The 23,132-nt window shown below is 44.6% G+C and carries 20 protein-coding genes and 1 tRNA gene; 14 read left to right on the top strand and 7 right to left on the bottom strand.

Annotated features, from left to right (window positions below; all coding sequences use genetic code 11):
• The first annotated feature begins 11 nt into the window (after nt 1-11).
• The 5 genes from C6W44_RS04030 (at nt 12) to gluQRS (ending at nt 4,905) form a co-directional block, all read left to right on the top strand.
• Complete coding sequence (locus tag C6W44_RS04030) at nt 12-785, top strand: metal ABC transporter ATP-binding protein (protein ID WP_227526353.1); 774 nt, start codon at nt 12-14, stop codon at nt 783-785.
• Between the two features lie 79 nt (nt 786-864).
• On the top strand, nt 865-1,689 hold the full coding sequence (locus C6W44_RS04035) for a metal ABC transporter permease (RefSeq protein ID WP_105244321.1): 825 nt from the start codon (nt 865-867) through the stop codon (nt 1,687-1,689).
• A gap of 196 nt (nt 1,690-1,885) precedes the next feature.
• Nucleotides 1,886-2,725, top strand: coding sequence for a metallophosphoesterase (locus C6W44_RS04040; protein WP_105244322.1), 840 nt, complete (start codon nt 1,886-1,888; stop codon nt 2,723-2,725).
• 554 nt (nt 2,726-3,279) lie between these two features.
• The gene (gene dksA, locus C6W44_RS04045) at nt 3,280-3,717 is read left to right on the top strand and encodes an RNA polymerase-binding protein DksA (RefSeq protein ID WP_105244323.1); all 438 of its coding nucleotides are present in this window, start codon (nt 3,280-3,282) and stop codon (nt 3,715-3,717) included.
• Nucleotides 3,718-3,909: 192 nt separating this feature from the next.
• Entirely contained in the window at nt 3,910-4,905 is a 996-nt protein-coding gene (gluQRS, locus tag C6W44_RS04050; RefSeq protein WP_105244324.1) for a tRNA glutamyl-Q(34) synthetase GluQRS, read from the top strand.
• A gap of 57 nt (nt 4,906-4,962) precedes the next feature.
• Here the strand turns inward: gluQRS and ftsW are convergent, their stop codons facing one another.
• Together ftsW and murD are read right to left on the bottom strand one after the other, a co-directional pair.
• Nucleotides 4,963-6,159 carry a putative lipid II flippase FtsW gene (ftsW, locus tag C6W44_RS04055; protein WP_199774455.1) on the bottom strand — a complete coding sequence of 399 codons (1,197 nt, stop codon included), beginning with the start codon at nt 6,157-6,159 and terminating at the stop codon, nt 4,963-4,965.
• A 300-nt stretch (nt 6,160-6,459) separates the two neighbouring features.
• Nucleotides 6,460-7,893 (bottom strand): UDP-N-acetylmuramoyl-L-alanine--D-glutamate ligase, encoded by a 1,434-nt coding sequence (murD, locus tag C6W44_RS04060; RefSeq protein WP_105244326.1) that lies wholly within the window; start codon nt 7,891-7,893, stop codon nt 6,460-6,462.
• Nucleotides 7,894-8,657: 764 nt separating this feature from the next.
• Between murD and C6W44_RS04065 the strand changes: the two genes are divergently transcribed.
• The 4 genes from C6W44_RS04065 to C6W44_RS04080 all read left to right on the top strand — a co-directional run bounded on the left by C6W44_RS04065 (nt 8,658) and on the right by C6W44_RS04080 (nt 13,317).
• Nucleotides 8,658-10,157, top strand: coding sequence for a SulP family inorganic anion transporter (locus C6W44_RS04065; RefSeq protein ID WP_105244327.1), 1,500 nt, complete (start codon nt 8,658-8,660; stop codon nt 10,155-10,157).
• 134 nt (nt 10,158-10,291) lie between these two features.
• The gene (locus C6W44_RS04070; RefSeq protein ID WP_105244328.1) at nt 10,292-11,146 is read left to right on the top strand and encodes a universal stress protein; all 855 of its coding nucleotides are present in this window, start codon (nt 10,292-10,294) and stop codon (nt 11,144-11,146) included.
• A gap of 462 nt (nt 11,147-11,608) precedes the next feature.
• A complete protein-coding gene (locus C6W44_RS04075; protein WP_010197981.1) occupies nt 11,609-11,947 on the top strand; it encodes a P-II family nitrogen regulator in 339 nt (112 codons plus the stop codon).
• A gap of 107 nt (nt 11,948-12,054) precedes the next feature.
• Nucleotides 12,055-13,317: an ammonium transporter gene (locus C6W44_RS04080; RefSeq protein WP_105244329.1), complete on the top strand. Its 1,263-nt coding sequence runs from the start codon at nt 12,055-12,057 to the stop codon at nt 13,315-13,317.
• 201 nt (nt 13,318-13,518) lie between these two features.
• On the opposite strand, the gene C6W44_RS04085 is transcribed toward C6W44_RS04080, so the two are convergent.
• The 3 genes from C6W44_RS04085 to C6W44_RS04095 all read right to left on the bottom strand — a co-directional run bounded on the left by C6W44_RS04085 (nt 13,519) and on the right by C6W44_RS04095 (nt 15,399).
• Complete coding sequence (locus tag C6W44_RS04085) at nt 13,519-13,902, bottom strand: DUF2147 domain-containing protein (protein WP_075101865.1); 384 nt, start codon at nt 13,900-13,902, stop codon at nt 13,519-13,521.
• A gap of 306 nt (nt 13,903-14,208) precedes the next feature.
• Nucleotides 14,209-14,472: a hypothetical protein gene (locus C6W44_RS04090; RefSeq protein WP_105244330.1), complete on the bottom strand. Its 264-nt coding sequence runs from the start codon at nt 14,470-14,472 to the stop codon at nt 14,209-14,211.
• 66 nt (nt 14,473-14,538) lie between these two features.
• Complete coding sequence (locus tag C6W44_RS04095; protein WP_226940904.1) at nt 14,539-15,399, bottom strand: DNA/RNA non-specific endonuclease; 861 nt, start codon at nt 15,397-15,399, stop codon at nt 14,539-14,541.
• Nucleotides 15,400-15,586: 187 nt separating this feature from the next.
• Between C6W44_RS04095 and C6W44_RS04100 the strand changes: the two genes are divergently transcribed.
• Together C6W44_RS04100 and C6W44_RS04110 are read left to right on the top strand one after the other, a co-directional pair.
• Nucleotides 15,587-15,677: transfer RNA gene (locus C6W44_RS04100), tRNA-Ser, on the top strand.
• 283 nt (nt 15,678-15,960) lie between these two features.
• Complete coding sequence (locus C6W44_RS04110; protein ID WP_105244333.1) at nt 15,961-17,250, top strand: tyrosine-type recombinase/integrase; 1,290 nt, start codon at nt 15,961-15,963, stop codon at nt 17,248-17,250.
• Here C6W44_RS04110 and C6W44_RS04115 read toward each other — a convergent pair.
• Nucleotides 17,236-18,419 (bottom strand): IS3 family transposase gene (locus C6W44_RS04115; protein WP_105244334.1). Its coding sequence is split into 2 segments (ribosomal slippage): nt 17,236-18,146 and nt 18,146-18,419, totalling 1,185 coding nucleotides; the frame shifts between segments, so codons are not numbered across the junction. The two genes, C6W44_RS04110 and C6W44_RS04115, sit on opposite strands and share 15 nt — an antisense overlap.
• 256 nt (nt 18,420-18,675) lie before the next feature.
• Here C6W44_RS04115 and C6W44_RS04120 point away from each other — a divergent pair.
• Nucleotides 18,676-19,668, top strand: a complete 993-nt coding sequence (locus tag C6W44_RS04120; protein WP_105244335.1) for an IS110 family transposase — start codon at nt 18,676-18,678, stop codon at nt 19,666-19,668.
• A gap of 253 nt (nt 19,669-19,921) precedes the next feature.
• Here the strand turns inward: C6W44_RS04120 and C6W44_RS04125 are convergent, their stop codons facing one another.
• Nucleotides 19,922-21,145: a hypothetical protein gene (locus tag C6W44_RS04125; RefSeq protein ID WP_105244336.1), complete on the bottom strand. Its 1,224-nt coding sequence runs from the start codon at nt 21,143-21,145 to the stop codon at nt 19,922-19,924.
• Nucleotides 21,146-21,722: 577 nt separating this feature from the next.
• Here C6W44_RS04125 and C6W44_RS04130 point away from each other — a divergent pair.
• The gene (locus tag C6W44_RS04130; protein ID WP_105244337.1) at nt 21,723-22,637 is read left to right on the top strand and encodes an inovirus-type Gp2 protein; all 915 of its coding nucleotides are present in this window, start codon (nt 21,723-21,725) and stop codon (nt 22,635-22,637) included.
• Nucleotides 22,638-22,767: 130 nt separating this feature from the next.
• Nucleotides 22,768-23,055, top strand: a complete 288-nt coding sequence (locus C6W44_RS04135; protein ID WP_105244338.1) for a hypothetical protein — start codon at nt 22,768-22,770, stop codon at nt 23,053-23,055.
• Nucleotides 23,056-23,132: the final 77 nt, after the last annotated feature.

Here is a 23,132-nt window from a genome sequence, read left to right on the forward strand (position 1 = left end):
TGAGCGCGCTTATGTCACCGTCTATATCTACCACTACGACTGATACAACACTTGATCGTAAGAAGCTACTGAGCTTGAGTGACATCAGTTTTCATATTGGTCAGCAGCGTCTACTGTCGCATATCGATATCGATATTTCTGTCGATGAAACACTTAGCCTCATTGGGCCCAATGGCGCGGGCAAGTCGACGTTGGTCAAGCTTATTTTAGGCTTGCTTGAGCCGACCAAAGGGCAAATTACCGCTCATCAGCCTCTACAGCTGGGTTATGTCCCGCAGCGCTTTGCCGTGCCGCCAATACTGCCATTACGCGTCTGTGATTTGTTGGCACAAGCGGACAAAAAGCGCCTAACGGCCGAGCAGCGGCAATTTATTTTTGACAACTTGTCTTTGACGCATCTGCTGTCACGGCAGATGTTGCATTTGTCAGGTGGTGAAACGCAGCGCGTGTTATTGGCGCGGGCACTGCTGGACAAACCCAACTTGTTAATTTTAGATGAGCCGATGCAAGGGCTTGATCCTGATACTGAGGTTTGGCTGTATCAGTTTATTGATGAGCTACCAGCGTTTTTGCGCTGCGCCATGCTCGTGGTGTCGCATGATTTACATTGGGTGATGAAAGGCAGCCGGCGGGTGATTTGCCTCAACAAGCATATCTGCTGTGAAGGTCAGCCAAGCGAGCTTGCGATTAGTAGTGAGTTTCAAAAGCTGTTTGGTCACCACTATGAGCAACCGTATGTGCATCAGCCGCATGCTTGCGAGCATCATGCTCCCAGCGAATTATAATACATGCACTCAAACACGTTGATGACTGCCTTAAAAACACAGCGTTAATGCAAACTAAAAACTGTTACGGATATCTTTTATGAGCGCTTGGTTAGCCATCATTGCCCCGGCTTGGATTGCAGGTAGTATTTTAGCGTTGCTCTCAGCGCCTCTGGGGTGTCTGGTATTGTGGCGGCGCATGGCTTTTTTTGCCGATGCACTGGCGCATGGTACGCTGCTTGGCGTTGCTTTGGCAGTGTGGTGGCAATTACCGATGGGCGTTGGGATTGCTATCATTAGTATCGCGGTGGTCCTAGGGCTGGTCCTTATCGATGATGAACGCTTGCCTGTCGATGCGGTACTGGCCGTCGTCGCGGTGTCGCTGCTGTGCTTGGGACTACTGGCATTGACTCAGCTGACCGACCAGCAAGCCAATGTATTGGGGTTTTTGTTCGGTAACTTACTTGAACTGGATTGGGCTGATCTGCCGCTGCTTGCTACCAGTGTACTAGTGGGTTTAGGACTGCTTATCTATATATGGCCTGCGCAAACCAAGCTGGCCACTCATGAGGCCTTGGCACGGATTCAAGGTATCAATCCTGCGCGCCAGCGGCTATTTTTTATGGGAGTATTGGCAGGGTTTTGTGCCATTGCCTTGCAGGCGGTGGGTAGCCTACTGATCAGTGGCCTTTTGGTACTACCAGCCTTGAGTGCACGCTTATGGGTATCTTCGCCCAAACAAATGGTTCTCTTGTCTTTACTGATCGCTCAGGTTGGCGTCACGCTGGGCGTGTGGGGCAGTATTTGGCTGGACATCCAGACTGGCCTTTCTATTGTTTTGATATTAGCGATTTTGTTTTTTATTGCGTTGTTTTTTAGCAAATTAAAAACGCTTAGGTTTTGGTCAGCAGAGCGCCGGCGCTAGCGTAACCACTGGGTTATAAACAAGTTTTACCTTGATGTTGTCCAACTTTATTTCATTAATATCGCTAGAGCTTTCATTCACTTTATGTTATAAACTTGCTTTAATAGGGCTGGCATCAGCCATGCCAAATCACCATTGTTTATCCATAGTCGTTCTGGCAACTTTGATTGTTTTGAGTCGATAAGGGAGCGCCACAATGCTAAGCTATCCTGTCAACACGCTTTGCCCACCTGATGAACAGCTCAATATTTTACAAATCACGGATTTGCACCTATCAACGCCTGTCAACAAGAGCACAGACGACAGTAGCGGTGACGCTGTTTTGTGTCAGCACAGCTTTGAGACGGTACTGGCGCAAGCATTAAACGATGATATTCGCTGCGATTTGATTGTGGTGACGGGCGATTTGGTCAACCGAGTAAAACTTGATATCTACAATCATATTTTTGCCGTCCTACAAGCGACTGGCATTCCTTTTGCTTGTATCGCCGGCAACCATGATGTGACCGATGAGCTGGGCTATGATTTGCCGTTTTTTCAGCGTGAACTGGTGGCCAAACCAGCTGACCCGCGTTTGCTCAGTCGGCATGTGATTGAGTCTGCTCATTGGCAGTTGTTGTTTTTGGACTCATCCATCGCAGGCAAGGTCTCAGGTGAGATCGCACCAAGCGATATCGATTGGCTATGTCAGCAGCTCAGCCACTGTAGCAAGCCTGCGCTCATTGCCGTCCATCACCATCTGATTCCTGTCGATTCTGACTGGATCGATACTCATATGGCGAAAAACAGCGAGGATTTTTGGCGACAGATGAGTGCGTTTACGCACTTAAAAGTAATCATCAGCGGTCATACTCATCAGGAGCAAGTACGCCATTGTCAAGGGGTCACGGTATATAGTACCCCTTCTACCTGCTATCAGTTCAAACCTTTTTCAGATGAATTTGCCTATGATAAACGTGCCCAGCCGGGTTACCGTTGGTTGCAATTAGCCAACAATGGAAAGGTTGCAAGCTGGGTAGAAAGACTGGATACTTAACGCCCAGATTTATCGCGGCGAGCGTGATGTAGCCCTAATATATCAGACTTCTTGCCGATATTGCTGGCTTAGATTAGTGGTGTCTGACTGCATTAAAGCACCAACAATGATAAAAACTGCTTCATTATTATGAAAAACAGTGATACAACTTATAAAACCAGATGATGATTAAAATATAAAGATAACCTATAGCCGAGATTAGACAAAATTATAACAGCTAGGATGGCTAACCTGACCACACGCTAAGTATTCATAGTCCGTGTTTTGTTATTTTTGTTATATTGTTTAGCGACCCGTAGGCCAATTACCCTATTTACACTGAGGTATTTGCATCAAGGTATTTAAATAAAAATATACATAACCATATACTGGGGTACTGATATGTCGCTGTCGTCATATCTAGACAACTTTATTATTAGATCAGCTGTGTTACTTGTGTTACCAAGTGGTAAAACGTTTTATAAAGGGACAACTTATAGCGTTTATAAATTGATAACGTCTTGTCTTTTGATGCGTCGTTTTATTGAATTAATTTGAAAAATTAGGATACCCATATGAGCACCCTGACCACGAATCCGAGTGAAGTGAAGTTTACTCCTTATGTGCCAGCCGAAGGCGAAGAGTATATGTCTGATGCGCAATTGGCGCACTTTAAGGCGATTTTATTGGACTGGAAAAACCAATTGATTGGTGAGGCAGACCGTACCAAGACTTATATTCAAGATGAGTCCAGCGCCATGCCAGACATCAATGATCGCGCCACTCAAGAAGAAGAGTTTGCTTTGGCGCTGCGTACGCGTGACCGTGAGCGTAAGCTCATTCGCAAAATCGACAAATCCATAGCAGAAATCGAAAATGACGACTATGGCTTTTGTGAAACCTGCGGCGTAGAGATTGGCTTGCGTCGTCTCGAAGCGCGTCCAACCGCGACCCAGTGCATCGACTGTAAGACTCTCTCAGAAATCAAAGAGCGCCAAAACCAAGGTGCGTAGGCGCATAGGCATATAAATCCGAGAGATAACAAATCAATAGCGTTATCTCAGCACAAGCGACCATCATGTGGTCGCTTGTTGCGTTTTATAAACATCTTTTGGCCAGCAGATACAGTATCCTATATGACCTAGTTCGCGATAACGGTATCCCTTAACCCGTCATCATTTATTTTAACTATCCCATAAACGCCTATGCCCACGACCTCCATACCCACGCAGCCTATCGGCCGCTTTGCCCCTTCCCCAACCGGCGAGCTACATCTTGGCTCACTGACCACCGCCCTTGCCAGCTACTGCCATATAAAATCACTTGGCGGTAAGTGGTTATTGCGTATCGAAGACACGGATACAGAGCGCTGCGATCGGCAGTTTACCGAGCAGATCTTGATCGACCTAGAAGTGCTGGGGTTACACTGGGATGGTGATGTGGTGTATCAATCTGAGCGCATCGATATCTATAATGAGTATCTGGCCTCGACCCTGCGGCCGCTGACCTATGGCTGTCAGTGCTCACGTAAAGACCTAGAGCAATATTGGGCGCAGCAAGAGCAAATCCCTGCCCATACAGATACTGCGACACAGCTGACTGTGCTGCCAAACAGAAAACGCTATCCGCGGCGCTGTGTCACCAAAGCACTAGATAGGCTACAGCACAAGCTACGCATACAGCTGCCCGATTATCTCATTGGGTTTCATGATGGTATTCAGGGACAACAGTGGGGCAATCCGCAGCAGACTTTGGGCGATATGGTGGTGCGTCGACAAGACGGCATGATCAATTATATTTTGGCCGCCAGTCTCGATGATGGCTTGCAAGGGGTTACACATATCATGCGCGGCTTGGATATTCTGCCCATGACCACCGCCCAAATCAGCATCATGCAAGCAGCGCGCCTGCCCGCGATTGACCGCTGGTATCATCTGCCGCTGATCTGCAGCCCAAACGGGCAAAAGCTGTCTAAACAAAACCTAGCGCAGCCAATAGACACCCGCGACCCAAGTCAGCTAATCGCGACCGCATTACAGCTTTTGCAGCAGCCAAGTGTCGAGATAGACACACCTGCGCGGATGCTCAAACAGGCGACTGCACAGTGGGACAACGCGCCGCTACACGGCCAGCAGCAGTTAAGCTTGATAAATAATAGACCAACAGCAAAAAGCGCCACTCATAATAGCGACGCTTGTTAATCATCTTGCAAAGACACTAAAGCCCTAGGAATATAGTAACGGTGTTTGGTTTAGGGCTTAATAGTAACGGCACTGACTCTTTTCAATCTCAGGGCTTTCTTTATAGATTTTTAGCAGCAGCGCTACCATCACAAGGCTGATCAGCATAGATGAACCACCATAACTAAAAAATGGCATGGTCAAGCCTTTGGTCGGAATCGCTCCCATATTCATCGCCGCATTGATGATGGTTTGCGCAATAAACACCACACCGATACCAAAGGCGGTATAGCTCATGCGCATCTGCCGACGTTTTAGCGCGTTGTAACTGATGCGCATCGCACTACCGATGATCAGCGCCTCAAGCACCAAGACCATCGTCACCCCAACAAAACCCAACTCCTCACCTGTGATGGCCAATAAAAAATCGGTATGCGCTTCAGGCAAATGCGAGAGTTTTTGTACACTCTCACCATAGCCCACGCCAGTAAACTGTCCACGACCAAAGGCAATCAAACTGCGCGCCAACTGATAGTCGGTATCTTGCACATCATCGAACGGATCCATAAACGACATCACGCGCACCAAGCGATACTGCGCCGTTGTCACCATCAACACAGCCCCACCGATGGCAGCGGCAGTCAGTGCGACAAAGTGCTTGTAAGGCGCACCTGCGATATAAAAAATCGCAAAAATCGTGCCTAAAATAACAACAAACGAGCCAAAGTCTGGCTGCGAGAGTAGGAGCATGGTAATCAGAACCACCACCAACATAATGCGCAAAAAGCCATCTAAACCATTGCGCACTTCAAACGAGCGGCGTACCACAAAGTCAGAGACAAAGACAATCATTACAAGCTTTGCCAGCTCGGCCACCTGAAAGTTAAAGATCCCCAAATTTAACCAGCGTTTTGAGCCGTTAATCGGAGTACTAAACAAGGTAGCAACGAGCAGCAAGCCGGTAACCCCCAGCAATATGAACTGGGTCTCTGTCTTATAAAGTCGCCGCAAAGACACCCCATAATAAGGGATGGCGGCGATGATAAGTCCAATGGTCATGTAAAGCAGCTGGTTTTTAAAAAAGTACAGCTCGCTCATACCACGGCTCAGGGCGAATGGGATAGAAGCAGAGGCGACCATCAACAAGCTGAGCACCAGCATACAGCCAACGCTCGCTATCAAAACAGCACGCGCTGACGGCATCGATAAAATACCATCAGCGCCAGTGGCTGTCTTTGGTTGGGACGAAGAACGAAAAAGAGAAGAGAGCGCCATAATTTTATATACACTAACGAACGAAAAACACGGCGTCTATAAAACGCCACCGTTTAAAAAAACACATACCAACAAACAAACCTGAGGCTAAGACAAACGACGACTGATCATCATCGGCCATCGGCACGATTAACCATTACTCAAGCAATGACACAGTCATCTCTACGCTTGATTAGTAGACTGGTTATAAAAGACAGTAGCAGCAATCTATAAGCAAAACAATCATTTATCAAAAAACACCTGTGTGCCTTGCCCATCCACCAGCTGCCGGCATAGAATGCCAGATAGCCACTCATACCACTAAGGGGTCGCTGTCGCTGCCGACTCGCTTGCTAACTGATGAACCAATCGACCAAAATGCTCACCGCGCGCGGCATAGCCGCTGTATTGATCAAAGCTGGCACACGCAGGCGACAACAGCACAGCCTGTACTTGCGAGAGACTGCTTGAGGTCACTTGCAAGATGGTGGCAAAGGCGTTTTCTAGCGTTTGGCACTGATGTAGCGTCACGTCATGACTAATCTTAGCCGCGCGCAAATGCTGCTCTATCAGCGGTGCATCTTTGCCAATAAACAAAACTTGGCTGACGTACTGATTAATAAAAGGCGTCAGCTCACCAAACGCCTGCCCTTTGCCCTGCCCGCCTAATACCAGCAGCAGCTTGCCATCTTTTGGCGCATAGACAGCGCCAAGCCCTTCGATGGCTGCTATGGTCGAGCCGATATTGGTGCCTTTTGAGTCATTAAAATAATCGATACCAGCCACGCTTGCCACGTATTCACAGCGATGCTCAAGACCTGTGAACTGTTGCAAAGTCGTCAGCATACTCGCCAGCGGCAACCCCGCCAGCTCGCCTAATGCCAGCGCCGCTTGCGCGTTGAGCAAATTATGCCGACCTTTAATCAACAGTTTGTCTGCCGACAGTAGTTTTTGTGTACCACGCGCCAAATAAATCTGCCCATCGGAATCGACAATCAGTCCATATTGGTCTTTGTCAGGCGCATGAATGCCTGTACTGATTCTGGGTAAGTTATCAGCCACCAGTGGTCGCGTCAACGCATCTTCGCGGTTGATGACCACTGACTTAGCGCCTTGAAAAATACGATGTTTGGCTTGATGGTAGCCGAGCATATCGCCATGACGATCGAGATGGTCAGGCGACATATTGAGCACAGTTGCCACTTGCGCACCCAGATTACTGACCGTTTCTAACTGAAAGCTCGACAATTCAAGTACAGCCAGCTCCATCTCGCTATTTTCTAGTAGCGTCAGCGCCGGTACGCCGATATTGCCACCGACACCGACATTGACGCCCGCATCTGCCGCCATCTGACCAACCAAGGTGGTTACCGTGCTTTTGGCATTAGAGCCAGTAATTGCGACGATAGGGACACGACAAGCGTCACAAAACAATTGAATGTCGCTGACCACTGGGATATGGGCTTGACGCGCCGCCGCCACCGCAGGCGTGCTAAGGGCGATGCCTGGGCTGATAATGATACGCGCCGCCTGCTGCAATAGCTCGGCGTCAATCGCGCCAAACTGACGCGTCGTCACGGCCTCTGGCAGCTTCACTGCCAACGCTGGCGCCGCTTGCGCATCGGTGACAGCGACCTGATAGCCTTGCTTGACCAAATAATGCGCCACCGACAGCCCCGACTGCCCCAAACCGACCACGACTTGTAACCCACTGCCTTTATGAAGTAAGGCTTCTGTTGTAGTACTGGTGGTCATATCTATTCCTTCTATTAAAATTAAACAAGCAAACGATGGGTAATATGGCTAAGATATAGGATAAGACGAATAAAAGAGGCTCTATATAGTGGCTGAAGCGGCTGGCATGGCATTAGCGATGCTGCTGTATCAAGCGTTAAGCGCTACCGTCAAGATAATAATCATGATAACGGTATCGTTCAGATTTCGGTACTGATTTTTTATGACTTTATGCTATTATGCGCCTGTTTTTATATTCAGGGTCTAATGCTATAATAGCCGCCCTGATCTGTCAGCACAGGGTTTTTGCTAAGTCTTACTCTAAGTCTTGAGCTTGGCATTTTAGTGTAGCATGTTGTTAGCGTTCGCGTGCTATTTGCCCCTCAGTCACTTTTGATTTGCGGCGACTTAGGCTACCTTGCTATCAAAATCAAACTACTGTGCTTGTTGGACAGCGTTTTATCACCTTCTATTGCAGCATCTCATTGCTGACTCTATACGTTATTGTAGGTGCTATTTTATATACACTACTTTAAGCACCCATTTTAAATACTATTTTTTAGGCAATCTGATAGGATTTATCATCATAGTTATTATTGGTGAGTGTATTTGTGATACCCATCAATAAATCCATCGATGTTTTGATGATTGACCTCTGATAATTCAATACCACAACATGACAAGGCGCATGTTGTGGTAAAAAAAAGATGAACCGCTATTTTATAGCGACGCGATCATTTTATGGATGATTACTTTTTTTGCCTCTAGCCCTATGCAGTTTACTTATGACATCTTTTATTGATAACTTACGTGACGAGTGGTTTTCCAATGTTCGTGGTGATGTGTTATCAGGTCTGGTCGTTGCCCTCGCCTTAATCCCTGAAGCCATTGCCTTTTCTATCATCGCTGGGGTCGATCCAAAGGTCGGCTTGTATGCCTCGTTTTGTATCGCGGTGGTGATCAGTTTTGTCGGTGGTCGTCCAGGTATGATTTCGGCGGCGACAGGCGCGATGGCACTGGTGATGGTCGACTTGGTCGCTGAGCATGGCTTACAGTATCTACTGGCCGCGACTTTACTGTGCGGCGGTATTCAGATTGTGATGGGTATTTTAAAGCTGGGTAATTTGATGCGCTTTGTCTCGCGCTCGGTGGTGATTGGCTTTGTCAACGCCTTGGCGATACTCATCTTTGCCGCCCAGCTCCCTGAGCTAAACCCAATGACTGAGCGCGTCGGGATGACGGTCTACCTAATGACCGCAGCGGGCCTTGCGATTATTTACTTGTTTCCGCTGATTCCGAAAATCGGACGGGTGATCCCATCGCCGCTTATCTGTATCGTGGGTCTGACAGCGGTGGCGATGTATATGAACCTTGATATTCGTAACGTCGGCAGCATGGGTGATCTGCCAGATTCGCTGCCGATGTTTTTGTTGCCAGATATCCCTCTAAACCTCAATACTTTACTGATCATCGCGCCTTACTCTATCGCGCTTGCCATCGTAGGTTTGCTAGAGTCTATGATGACGGCGACCATCGTGGATGAGTTAACAGATACGCCAAGTGATAAAAACAAAGAATGCCGTGGTCAAGGGATGGCCAACGTAGTGTCAGGTTTTTTTGGCGGTATGGCCGGCTGTGCGATGATTGGTCAGTCGATGATCAACGTCAAATCTGGCGGTCGGACGCGCTTGTCGACCTTGATTGCCGGTGTGGTGCTGCTCATCTTAGTGGTGTTTTTGAGCGACTGGGTCAGTCAAATCCCAATGGCCGCACTGGTGGCGGTGATGATTATGGTGTCGATTGGCACTTTTAATTGGCAGTCTATTCGCGAGTTTAAAACGCATCCGATGTCATTTAACATCGTCATGCTAGCCACGGTCGTGACCACAGTATTTACGCACAATCTGGCGTACGGTGTCGGCGTCGGTGTCCTGCTCTCTGCCTTGGCCTTTGCCAATAAGATTGGTCAATTCTTAACCATCTTTAGTGAGTACGATGAGCGCAGCAACACGCGTTATTACTATGTGCAAGGGCAGGTGTTTTTTGCCTCGACCACGCAGTTTTTGCACAGCTTTGATACCAAAGAAGCCGTAGATAGTATCGAGATTGACGTCAGCCAAGCGCACTTTTGGGACATCAGCGCCGTGGACACTTTGGACAAGCTGGTCATGCGCTTGCAACGAGAAGGCATTGATGTCAAAGTGGTGGGACTCAATAATGCAAGCCGAACCCTGATTGACCGTTTTTCTATCCACGATCGCCGAGACATTGGCTTGCTGGATTAATGCATTACCAGTAGATAATTGAATATATAGTTTAATAAACAGCTGCGTTGGTTGAGAGAGTTGGGTATCAGTCACATTGCCCAGCTTTTCGCCAAGCAGCTGTCTTTTTATTGTCGGAATGATGTGGTGGTCTTATGAGTAATTTAAAACCAGATAGTGTGATTGCCTGCTTGGACTGTCCTGATCACGTGCAAGCCGTGTTGAAAGCCAGTATGTGGGCAGCGACTCGCCTGCAGGTGCCTATCGGCCTCTTGCACTCGGTGCCAAGCTTGCAACAAAAAGCCGCTGTAAACTACTCTGGCTGCCTAAATATCGACGACGAAAATACCTTGCTTGAGCAATTTACCAATAAAGAACACCTAAGCAACTGTGAATTAAAAGCCCAAGGCAAGCTGCTGTTGCATCAAGCCACAACCTACTGCGAGCAGCAGCGACAAAAACTCAAAACCTATACGTTGCATCGGCACGAAAACCTCAGTGAAAGTATCGATTATGTCGATGACAAAGCGCAATTGATTGTCATCGGTCATCATGTCACTTGCAAATCGACTTTGAGCCAACTCATCAGAGTCAGTCTTTGCCCCATTTTGGTGACTCATGCACCATTTTTGCCCCCTACGACGGCGCTATTTGCCTTCGACAACAGTCCCACTTGTCATAAAATGCTCAATTGGCTCTGTAAAACGCCACTTATTCGCGCCCTAACCGTCCACATCGTGATGGTGGGCAAAGAAAACTCTGAAAACTGCGATGCGCTGCGCGAAGCTTACGCGCGCCTCAAGCAAGCGGGCATCAAGTCGAAAAAGGCGTTGCTCGATTGCCGCGACGTGACAGCAGCCCTCAATTATTATCAAACCGAAAACGACATTGGCCTGTTGATGTCAGGGGCCTTTGGCCAATCGCGTTTACGTGAGTTGCTACAAGGCAGCGATACTAAGAAGTTATTAGGCAGCACCAAAACACCATACCTCCTTTTTCCTAAGGCTTAAGCATCGTTTTATCTACACACATAGCCTATCTATATAAGCGCAGAGCACCAATGACTCTTTTGGTCTCTGCCGCTTACCGCGACTTCTCCTCTATTTAGCTTTAATCAGCTGTCATCAAACGTTCATTTTATTACTAAACTCAAGTTAGCAAATCGTCACATGAAATAAATCGATAGCCTCCCCAAGCGCCTAAAAAGTTGGTTATAATAAAGTTTTCATTAACCAAACGCTAAAGGTTGATTCGCTTTTACTATGTTTATAATGATGGCTCTCATCATTACATCGTCACCCATATACTCTGTTGCAACCGCGGTTATTTTTGAATAGATAAACCCAATTCTACCTCCCCCTTGAGTAGGTTGGCACATTTCTTGAATAACTTACCGTAAGCAAAGCAGAGATACGACGATGCACCATAATGCCTCTATCAATCTGCGGCATCACACAAATAAGGAATTTTTTATGAAGCTAATCACTGCGATCTTAAAACCGTTTAAGCTCGACGATGTGCGTGAAGCGCTTTCTGACATCGGTGTTAAAGGTGTTACCGTCACTGAAGTCAAAGGTTTCGGTCGTCAAAAAGGTCACACAGAGCTCTATCGCGGCGCAGAATACGTGGTGGACTTTTTACCTAAAGTAAAAGTCGAAGTAGCTGTTATTGACGAAATGGTTGAGCCTGCTATCGAGGCAATCACTCGTATCGCTAGCACTGGTAAGATTGGTGATGGCAAGATTTTCGTCACTGCACTTGAGCAAGTTATCCGCATCCGTACGGGTGAAACGGGACCTGACGCTATCTAAATTTGAAGACCTACCTACGGGCATAAACTTATAGGTACAGACTCTTACAGCATTTTTATCTATCGGTAATGCCGATATCTATATTATAAATTCAAGGGGGAATTTAAATGGAAAGTCAAATCTTTGAGCTCCAATATGCGCTCGATACGTTTTACTTTTTGATATGTGGTGCGTTGGTCATGTGGATGGCAGCAGGCTTCACTATGTTAGAGGCCGGACTCGTCCGATCAAAAAATACAGTCGAAATCTTAACCAAAAACGTCGCACTATTTGCAACGGCTAGTATCATGTATATGGTATGCGGCTATGCGATTATGTATGGTGGCGATCTATTCTTAAGCGGAATTGCAGGCGGTGATACATTAGTAGAAGACGCCCTAGCAGCCTCTGCTGAAAATGGCTTCGGTGGCGACTCTGTCTACTCTGCCGCATCAGACTTTTTCTTCCAAGTGGTCTTTGTAGCGACCTGTATGTCAATCGTATCAGGTGCCGTTGCTGAGCGCATGAAACTGTGGTCGTTTTTGTTGTTTGCAGTGGTCATGACAGGGCTGATTTATCCATTAGAAGGCAGCTGGACATGGGGCGGCAACGATGTGTTTGGTTTATATAACCTAGGCGACATGGGCTTCTCTGACTTTGCAGGCTCTGGTATTGTACATATGGCTGGTGCTGCAGCAGCTCTAGCAGGTGTACTACTCTTAGGCTCACGTAAAGGTAAATATGGTCCTAACGGTGAGATACGTGCTATTCCTGGTGCCAACCTACCATTGGCGGCACTCGGTACACTAATCTTGTGGATGGGTTGGTTCGGTTTCAACGGTGGTTCAGTGCTTAAATTAGGCGACATCGCTAGTGCTAACTCTGTTGCAATAGTATTTTTGAACACTAATGCTGCTGCTGCTGGTGGTGCTGTCGGTGCCTTGATCTTAGCTCGCATCATCTTTGGTAAAGCGGATCTAACCATGCTCCTAAACGGTGCACTAGCTGGTCTAGTAGCCATTACTGCTGAGCCTTCAACCCCTTCTGCACTACAAGCCACTATCTTTGGTGTTATCGCCGGTATCATTGTAGTGTTATCAATCTTAGCCTTAGACAAAATCAAGATTGATGATCCAGTTGGTGCAATCTCAGTTCACGGTGTGGTCGGTCTATTCGGTTTACTAATTGTACCTATCACTAACCCAGCATCTACCTTCATCGGTCAGATTGTGGGTGCTGCAACCATCTTTGCTTGGGTATTCATTGCCAGCCTAGTGGTTTGGTCTATCATCAAGTTGGTCATCGGTCTACGTATCTCTGAAGAAGACGAATACGAAGGTGCTGATATTGCAGAATGTGGTATGGAAGCTTACCCAGAATTTATAAGATAAGCTCCTTTCAAGTAAGCTAAAGACTGCTTTTAAATGCGCTGATACTACCTACTGTAGTATCAGCGTTTATAATTTTAGTGTTTAAAGATCTCCCCTATTGAATATATAAAATATAAGCTTGAATCTAAAACGTAAAAAATCCCGCGAGACCTTTCGGTAACGCGGGATTTTTATGTATTACGCTAAAACTAGTTTTTTAGTTTATTTCTTTTTCCACTCTTGACTACGAGAGAATGGACCGATATAGCCTTTTAGCTTTAGAGTGTTGCCATTTAAACTGGCTGTCATACGATAGTCTTTACCCTTTTCTGGATCAGTGATCGTACCACCGCTATATTTACCACCACCGTCAGCTTTTAGGCCTTTGATGACAGTCATACCGACGTGCTTTTTGCCTTTGGCGGAGTTCGTTGCAATGAGTTTACCGGTCAACACCCCGTTAGACTCGGTGATTTTTACCGTGCCTTTTGGCTTACCGTCGTCATACGTCTGCCATGTAGTATTGTGTAATGGATCAGCGGCAAACGCCATGGTCGCCATACTGATACCGGCAGCTGCTAAAGCGGTTTTTGTAAATAGTTTCATAGAGTGACTCCCTTCATACAATGATTAATCAAACAATGATTGCTCGAAACGTGATGTTTCTGCTGTTCTATGCTCATCCTTTGCTAGAATCTTTTATATAAGCGCTGCGATTTCACTCATCAACACCGCACATCATGAGTTAGCATGTGCCGTTTGATAGTCGTTATCGCGATTGCTCACAAGCTTTTGTTCAAAGATTTGAGCGACATAAGCGATGTCTTGACCCATTATAAGCAATTTTATCTGTTTGCCTAGTAATTTTTTTGTACTTTATTATTTCTGTAAAACCAAAACCTTATCAAAGAGTTACAGGAAAGGGTTGTCGATATCCTTGTCCGATTGGTCATCATTTTCTTTTGACTTTGCCTCATTATTACTATAAGGAAAACCATCATCAAAAGCTTGCATAATTTTGGTTGTCAGCTCGTGTAACTGCTGAGCCTGACGATGTCCTGCTGCATCGAATGTCACATCGATATCGCCATAAATCGTGATTTTGTCCTGCTGGTTTTCGATGACCAGCTCTCCAATTTGCATGCTTTGGTGGTTATTAGCAAAGGGTTCAATCATTTTGTCATCCTTTTTATAGTAATTCAGTCATGCATATCAGCACATTGAGATGTCGCTAAAAGCATATTAAGCCTGTAATTGAGTCAGTAGCCACTCAATAATCGCCCAAACAAACAGCAGCCATGTCGGCTCCTCTACTGGCTGATCAGGCAAGTCGGCGCTCTCACCTGCCTTTAGTGGCAGCGCAAACGCTTGCGCTTTGGTCTGGCGATCGAGCACTGGCAAGACATCAATGCCGACTTTAGCCGTTAGCTCATCTAGACTAATGACCTCTATTCGCTCTGACTCATCATTGGGCGCGTAATACACCCCTGCTTGATTGGTCGCTGGAATATAGACGGCCTTGAAAAAATGACTGGGTACCAATACGCGCTCGGCAAGCTGTTTGGTCTTTTTGCCCGTAAAAGCCACGCCCGTGATGGTATAGACTTCGCCATACTGCTGGGTTAAGTAGCGGGTAGCAGACTCGATATTACGCCAAATGTAACGATTATTGCGCGGCGATTGCGGCGCGATATTAGCCAGACTGAAGCTGTCGTATTGCTGCGAGCGCGTGGCCATATCGGCATTGGGCGCTAGATGCCCACGATCATAGCCTGAACCTGAATAATCAGACAACGAGGCGCGCATAGACTTAGGTAGACGGCTCTCCTCATGAAAGCTGTCTTCGCGGTCGATGGTTTTTGCTTGCTGCAAGCGGCGGCGGTCTAGATGCTCAGCTGACCACAATGGTGTCCGTGACACGCCCGAGTACATAACGGCAAACCCGTCCATACACAGCGCTTGAGTCTTCTTATCAAGCTTGGTATTGGTAAACTCTGGATAAACCCCGCCATAAAAAGATTGACTACACTGAGTAAGATCATCTGCCTGCGCTGATGATAGCCCTACGACGATAGCAAATACCACCATTATACTGTTGTTCAAAACACCTTGATACCCACCAACTCTTATCATGCAACTCTCAATCGTCTATACTTGTTATTTCATATGCGTATCCTAGCAGGCGTCCACCAATAAAGAAAGATAAGGCGTAAGTCGTGACTTTTTAAATGGTATCCGCTATACTTAGCCAGTCAAAAATCAGTATCGTGCAAATGCGGTCTGTCTAAACGGTGAAGTGGGTGAGTGGCTGAAACCGCACGCCTGGAAAGTGTGTATACGTTCATAGCGTATCGAGGGTTCGAATCCCTCCTTCACCGCCAATCTTATTAAATACTAGTTTTCCTACCTATTCCCATATACTCCCATATACCTCTGCAACCCTCTATAAATAACGCGTCTAGCGTTTTTTTTATACCTAACGTTTTCCTAAGCTGTCCGAGAATAACCCACCTATCCCGTGGCTTGTGTTGGTCTATCTGTTGGTCTATGATTTCATTAGACCTCAAAAAGACCAACATTTAAGCTTTATGATTCAGCTTTAGACCAACGTTTTTGTTGTATCTCTTGATTCATATAGCTTGTAGCCATAGGGAATAGACCAACATGCTAAGCGATAGCAAGATACGCAAGCTTAAACCTAGTGAGAAATGCATACCTTCACGTCCTGACAAATACAGTGATCAGCAAGGCTTACAGCTATTAGTACGCAATACTGGCACAAAGACATGGATAAGCGCCTATCGCTTTGATAGTAAGCAGACACGCCTCACACTCGGTACTTACCCCATCATGTCGCTTGCTGAAGCCAGACAAGCCAATACTGAGATTAAAGCGCTGCTCGCTGATGGTATCGACCCAAAAAATAAAAAGCGTCAAGACAAGCTTGCTAACATCCACGCGCAGAAATTTAATGACTACGCCTTAGACTGGCTCTCTGAGCGCAAGCGTAACGTTAAGCCGCGTACCTATCAGCAAGACTATAATCGGATGCATAAAGACGTATTGCCGCACTTTGAAGGCATTGCACTAAAAGATGTAAGCTTTGAGGATTGTCGATCGATGGCAGATGAGATCGAGAAGCGAATAAATAAAGAGGGTGAGCCACCGCGTGAGGTCACCAGACGTACTATTGATCTGGTGGCTAATATTTTAAGGCGTGCCAAACGTGAACGCATTATCAAGCAAAATCCGATCGATGATTTAAAGACGCTCTATCCTAAAGCCAAAAGCCAGCACATGAAGCACGTAGACATCCATGAGCTACCTGCTCTACTCCAAGCTATTGAGAATTATCATGGTCATGATCAAACTCGCTTAGGTATGAAGTTTTTGGCTTATTCGTTTTGCCGAACCATTGAGCTACGTATGATGAAATGGTCACATATCGATTTTGCGAATCGCTTATGGCGTGTTGATATCGATAATCTTAAGATTGCGCGTAAGCACGTCGTACCGCTATCAGATCAAATGCTGGCAGTATTAGAAGAGATGAAAGCAATCACAGGGAAATATGAATATGTGTTTTACCACACAGGTATGCATCAGCCGTATAGTGAAGAGTTTATCAATAACGCGCTCAATATCTTGGGTTACGCAGGCAAACAGACAGGTCACGGTTTTCGTCACATCGCCTCTACCAATCTAAACGAGCTTGGCTATATGGGTGACGCGATTGAAAAGCAGATGGCGCATGATAAAAAAAGTAACATACGCGCGGTTTATAACCATGCTCAGCATTTAGAAGAGCGCCGTAAGATCATGCAGGTCTGGGCAGACTTTTTAGACCTACTTAGAGACAAAGGCGAGGTTGTAGACTTTCAGACAGCAAGGCAGCAAATTGAGAGGTCGTTAGGTAGTTATTGTAGTGGTCAAATATTTTTAGACAGTACTTAAGAGGTTTTTGTTGAAATAAAGTCTCTCTTTCTCGCTTGGTGTTAAATACTCATTAAAGCTGTGTGGTCTTACACTTTGATAATAGCCCCAAATATAATCATTTACTGCCTGCCGAGCCTCATCAATATTGTCATAGCCGTTTTTTGGCATCCACTCTGTCTTAAAGCTTCTAAAGAACCTCTCTGTAGGTGCATTGTCCCAACAGTTGCCTCGTCGGCTCATACTATGCGACATACCATTGCACTTGGCTACGCATTTAGCATACTCTTCACTGGTATAATGACTGCCTTGATCTGAATGAAACAGCACGCCTTTAGGCTCAAGTCTTATGTGATATGCCATTTTTAGTGCAGATGTGGTCAGCTGAGTATTCGGGCTATCTGACAAGGCAAAACCAACAATACGTCGAGCATATAAATCCATAACGATGGCTAAATAACACCATCCGCCTTTGATACGAATATAAGTAACATCACCTGTCCACACTTGGTTTGGTGCAGTGGGCGCAAACTGACGGTCTAGTATGTTTCCATAAACTTTATGGAATTTTTCACAACGCCTGTACTTATGTGATTTTATCTGTCGACTAATCAACCCCATTTGTGCCATCAGCTTACCTGCTCTGTAGCGTGTGAGTTTAATGTCATGTTGATGCGTGACGATAGCAGATACCGTCCTTGCACCAGCCGAGCCATTTGACTGTTCAAATACTTCTCTGATTAAGGCTTTGAGCCTTATAAGTTCAATGTCTATAGACCTAGATTTAGTACTGTTATAATAGCTACTTCTAACAACCCCAAACAGTTCACATAGCTTGTGTTTGCTAATATGCTTATGATGCTCTGCAAGCTTGGTTATTAGCGATAGACGCTGAGATTGTCTTGGGCTAGCAGAGCAGATGCCTTTTTTAATATATCTCGCTCCATCTTAAGCTGCTTGACCTGTTTTTCAAGCTCTTGTATACGCCGTAATTCAGGCGTTAGGGCTTTGCCTTCTGATGGCATGACACCTTGCTGTTCTTTACGGTATTTATATACCCAATTCTCTAAGGTGGTTTTGCCGATACCTAATGAGTTGGCTACTTCTGGTATCTTCCTGCCTTGATCTTCAACCAGTTTAATGGCTTCTAGCTTAAATTCTTGGCTGTAGCGTCCGCGTTTGGTGGTCATATCTTCTCTCCAGTCTTGGTGATAGTATAACCTTGTATCTTGAATAACCGCTTAATACTGCCAACGAAAGTTGATAAAATAAAGTAATTATTCATGAGCATTGAGAGTATGAGTATAACCTTAGTGCCTAGACACTGTGTAAGAGATTATGCCCAATGCTCATCCCATCATCTTCATATTCTGAATGGTATCCAAGTGCCTCGCCATCTACCAAGGTGTCATGAGTGACACTGCATAGACAAGGGAAGACAATAAGATGACACACTATATCGGCATAGACGTCAGTAAAAACAAGCTAGATATCGCCTGGCTCAAAGCCACTGATAATCTCAAATTTAAAACCAAAGTCTTTAAAAATGATTACAGTGACTACGCTGCTCTTATCAACTGGCTCATTGCTAACATCACTGACGACTTAAGTAATATTCACATCACGGTCGAGGCCACAGGAGTCTATCACGAGAACATCGCCTACTACCTATTTGATAAAGGTCTTAACGTCAGTATTATCAATCCTGCTTATATCAAAAGCTATGCTGCTAGTTTAGGAAGTCGCAACAAGACGGATAAAAAAGACAGTATGTTATTAGCCCGCTACACCTATAGTGCTAAGCCTAAATTATGGACACCGCCGCCAGCAGAGGCGCGTCACCTCAAGTCATTATTGTCGCGCTTAGACGCACTACAAGAAGACTTACAACGTGAGCTGAATCGATTGGAAAAAGCGCAGGCCACAGACACCGCTCCTATCGTTAAAGCTTCTATTGAGCATATGATAGCCTCTTTGCAAGCCGCTATTGTTAAGCTCAATGGTGATATTGATGACCATATCGATCATCATCACAATTTAAAGCAAGATCAGACTCTACTACAAACTATTAAAGGCGTCGGCCCTGTTGTCTCAAAGCAGATGGTGTCGCTGATGCATAATAAGCAGTTTAGTCAAGCGTCACAAATGGCCGCCTTTTTAGGCTTAGTTCCCAAACATAGTGAATCAGGGCTATTTAAAGGCAAGTCTCGCTTAGCAAAGAATGGCTCAAGTGATATCAGAGCCAAACTGTATATGCCAGCGCTAGTCGCCATTAAGCATAATCCTGATATTAAGGCGCAGTATGAGCGACTGCTTGCTAATGGTAAGTGCAAAATGCAGGCTGTCTGTGCAGCGATGCGCAAGCTTGTGCATATCTGTTTCGGTGTGATTAAACATCAGCAGTCTTACCAAGCAAAAGTTGAGCTAATTAGTGCTTGATTTGGCTTTTTTAAGATGGTATCTCTTATCTACTGTCCTATTTCATTATGCCACTACATATCAAGCTGATGGCCTTGAAGCAATTGATAAACAACACCTTATTCAAGCGCTTATTAATAAGGGTATGACGAAAGTAGAGTTGCAGGAGCTATTAGAATAATTTGATAATTTTTTTATAAAGTTAGCCATTCAAAACATTAGATCAAACACTTAATAATTACATCAAATCGAGTGGCTTTCCCTACTAAACCACCTAGTCTTTGTTGAAAACTTTTTTATATTCATTTTCAATGATTTGACTTATAACCTTGTTGGCAGTCGTTCCTTTAGCTTTCATAATAGAGTCCAATTGATCTTGGTTTTTCTTATATATCTTGACTTCACTTAAATCTTCATTTTTGTTGCTCGCTGAAAATTTACTCCATGCGTCTTTCATGTTCTCTATAATTTTAGTTCTATGTGATATTTCTGGTATTGACTCAAGATCAACTGTAGGGTCGCTCATATCTATATTTTGAGTAAAAGCCTCATAGGTATACTTTGCATTTGATAGGACATCTAGACTCGCCAAGATTAAACTATACTTGTCCTCTAGAGAGGAGGGTATGAAAGCATTCTGAAGTATGAGGTGGTCTCTTTTTTCTGAGCTCAGATAGTTATAAGCCCATTCAACTTGTTCGCTATCATCACCCTTAAGCCACTTAATTTCTCTATCAGTACGATTTCTAAAATATACGGATTTGATAGTTTCTATACGCCCTATCAACGGAAGATTGTTTTCCACTACATAATGTGCATAATACGGAAGGGTGAATGGAATGTAGTTAAAATGCATGACCTCATATTTTAGATAATTCGAAATATGAGAAACTAACTCATTACCTCCGACCATAGTTTTATTGTGAAAAATATCTTGAACTAAATAAGCAATATGCAGAGCGTTACGGAGATCGCCTTTTATCCAGTTCAATGAGCTATCTGGCAGCTGGTTGTTAATTTTAAATCGCATTAGCTCGTGAAAGTATGGAATTGGATATGGCTGAGACTTGAATATGCTGATCAAAATAGACTTAAAAGCTCCCTTATCCCACTCCATGTTAGCTGATGCATTCCCCCAATACATATTGTTCGCAAATACTAGGCTCTTGCACTCATCCTCATTGAAATGTCCAATCGTCTTATAAAAATCCTCTAAGTCTTTCCAGTTTTGGTTTAAATGATAAAAATACAAATCAGTATTAAACTTATATTGTTGGGCCAAGTGATATGCATTAGCTTTGTTTAACAATTCTTGATTTAACCTGTCAAGTGATTGTTTATAGTCTTCTGTTACAACCTCATTATTAACAACAGTAGTTGATAAAGCCGTAGTAACATCTCCACTTTTCTCAGCCGATATTTCGGAATTGTCGTGATACTGGTCAGCAGTCTGAACCAAGTTTCCATCATTATAATCTGAGTTATTATTATATGTCATAGCAAAAATACCTTCAAAAAAAACTCTTAAAAAGTGGGTATATAGTCTCTTTTAGTAGGAAAAAACTATGTATTTACTACATAGAAACTCCCTAATATAGAGGCGTGAGCAGTCCTATGCTCTTTTTTAGCTTAAAATAGACTGCATTTAGTCTTTCATCTTTTCGCTTTAACTATACCTTGTATGTAAACTTCGTCCTAGCACTAAACTCGGATTGTTTCATCTCAACATTAACGCTTCGTTTAGGTGCTATCTATGTTCGTCGGAACAGATAATCCCAGCACTAAATAAGCACACTTAACGACACGTTTTAACACCCGCAGTCTGCTAACTCCACCTGAAAAAATCTCCAACGCAGACAGCGATTTGCTATCAGACTTGATAAAAAAACCCTAAGCACACAAGAAAAAGTCTGCTCTCTAGCACCCCACTCTTAATGGGTAATGTATATTATTATTAAGCTTATCTAATTATTCCAGCTAAGCACCTATCGCTTAGCACTGATCTATCCATTAATCGAATTATAAAAATACATAACAGCCTCACCCTATGAAATCAACTTCATAGGAACCCTATCATGTCTTACTCACACCTAAACCAACCGCTAGTTGTCGCAAACGTTCATAATCTGGTCATGGACATACTGGCAAACATCATCAGCTTTAACGAGATCATGGATAAACTGAACGGGTGGTATTACCCGTTCATGAATCATCTAAATTCTGATCTAATTTATTCACAAGCAGTCGTGGCATTTTTTAGTAGTACACAGGCTGTCGTTGGCGATACCTATCCAGAAAATGTGATTTGGGATCATGATAAAACCCAGCGTTTTATTAATATGCTGTCATGCTATAGAAATGATATTGAGAATGAACGAAATGCGTTCACTTACCAAGAATCTCAAAATAAAATACGGTTACATGGCTACGTCAATAATATGATCACCCACTATTCAAGACTGCTATTCATCCGTATAGATTTAAAATATGCACAAGAAACGAGCCATCTCGTTAGTCTTGAGGATTTTTACTGTCATATGAACAAATTGAGAGAGCTTATTGGTAAAACAAAGGGTTGCTTTGAGCACCTGCAAGGCAATGCTTGGGCTCTTGAGCAAGGAGGAATCAGTGGTGGACTGCACTGTCATTTGTTACTTATGTATGATGGATCGAAGCGACAGAACGACTGGCACATTGCCAAAGAAGTGGGTGAGAAATGGAAAGCCATCACTGGTGGTCTAGGTGAGTACTATAGCTATCACGATCCAAAGCGTAAGCAGAAGTATAAGCAATATGGCAAATTAGGTATCGGTATGATTCATCGTGATAACCCTCAGGAAGTCGAAAATGCTGTAGCGTCAGCTTTATACCTAACGAAGCCAAACAAGAATGAGCAGCAGCTTAAATTATGGCTACCAAATATGCGTACTTTCGGTCATGGTGTTTATAGAACATCGAAACGTAGAGGCTTACCACCAATATCAAAATAATTTCAGATATACAGTATCGCCATGAGATGAGCATCGATGTCATCGTTGCCTTATCAATCTAACCCTAAACGTATCATCAAGGCCTGCTATAAAGCAGGCCTTTTTTATGCGCCATTATCAAAGAGGTACTATGAAACCTATCTGTCCCAACTGTCACTCTTCTCATGTCATCGAAAATATAGATACCAGTATGCAAAGCATTTCAGAGCATGTGCTGTCACCAAAGCTGTTAGTCAGTCTTGGCGTTGGTGTCTGCAAGTACTACAAGATTAACCCTGTGATTGGTATGGTCGCAGGCAGCGCCATTGCCACCGTTATTAATCTGGCACAACAAAGGCTGATGCAGCCGCCACTCATTAGAGCGGCTGTCCTGCCGCGCTATTTATGCAGTACCTGTCAGCATAGCTTTAGCATCTAACGCTCTCATTTATTTAATTACTCGATGATTCATGCCTTAAAGCATGAAATCAGTTAAACCACTTATTTTATTCAACA

The organism is Psychrobacter sp. Marseille-P5312 (assembly GCF_900291405.1).
GTDB classification, from domain to species: domain Bacteria; phylum Pseudomonadota; class Gammaproteobacteria; order Pseudomonadales; family Moraxellaceae; genus Psychrobacter; species Psychrobacter celer.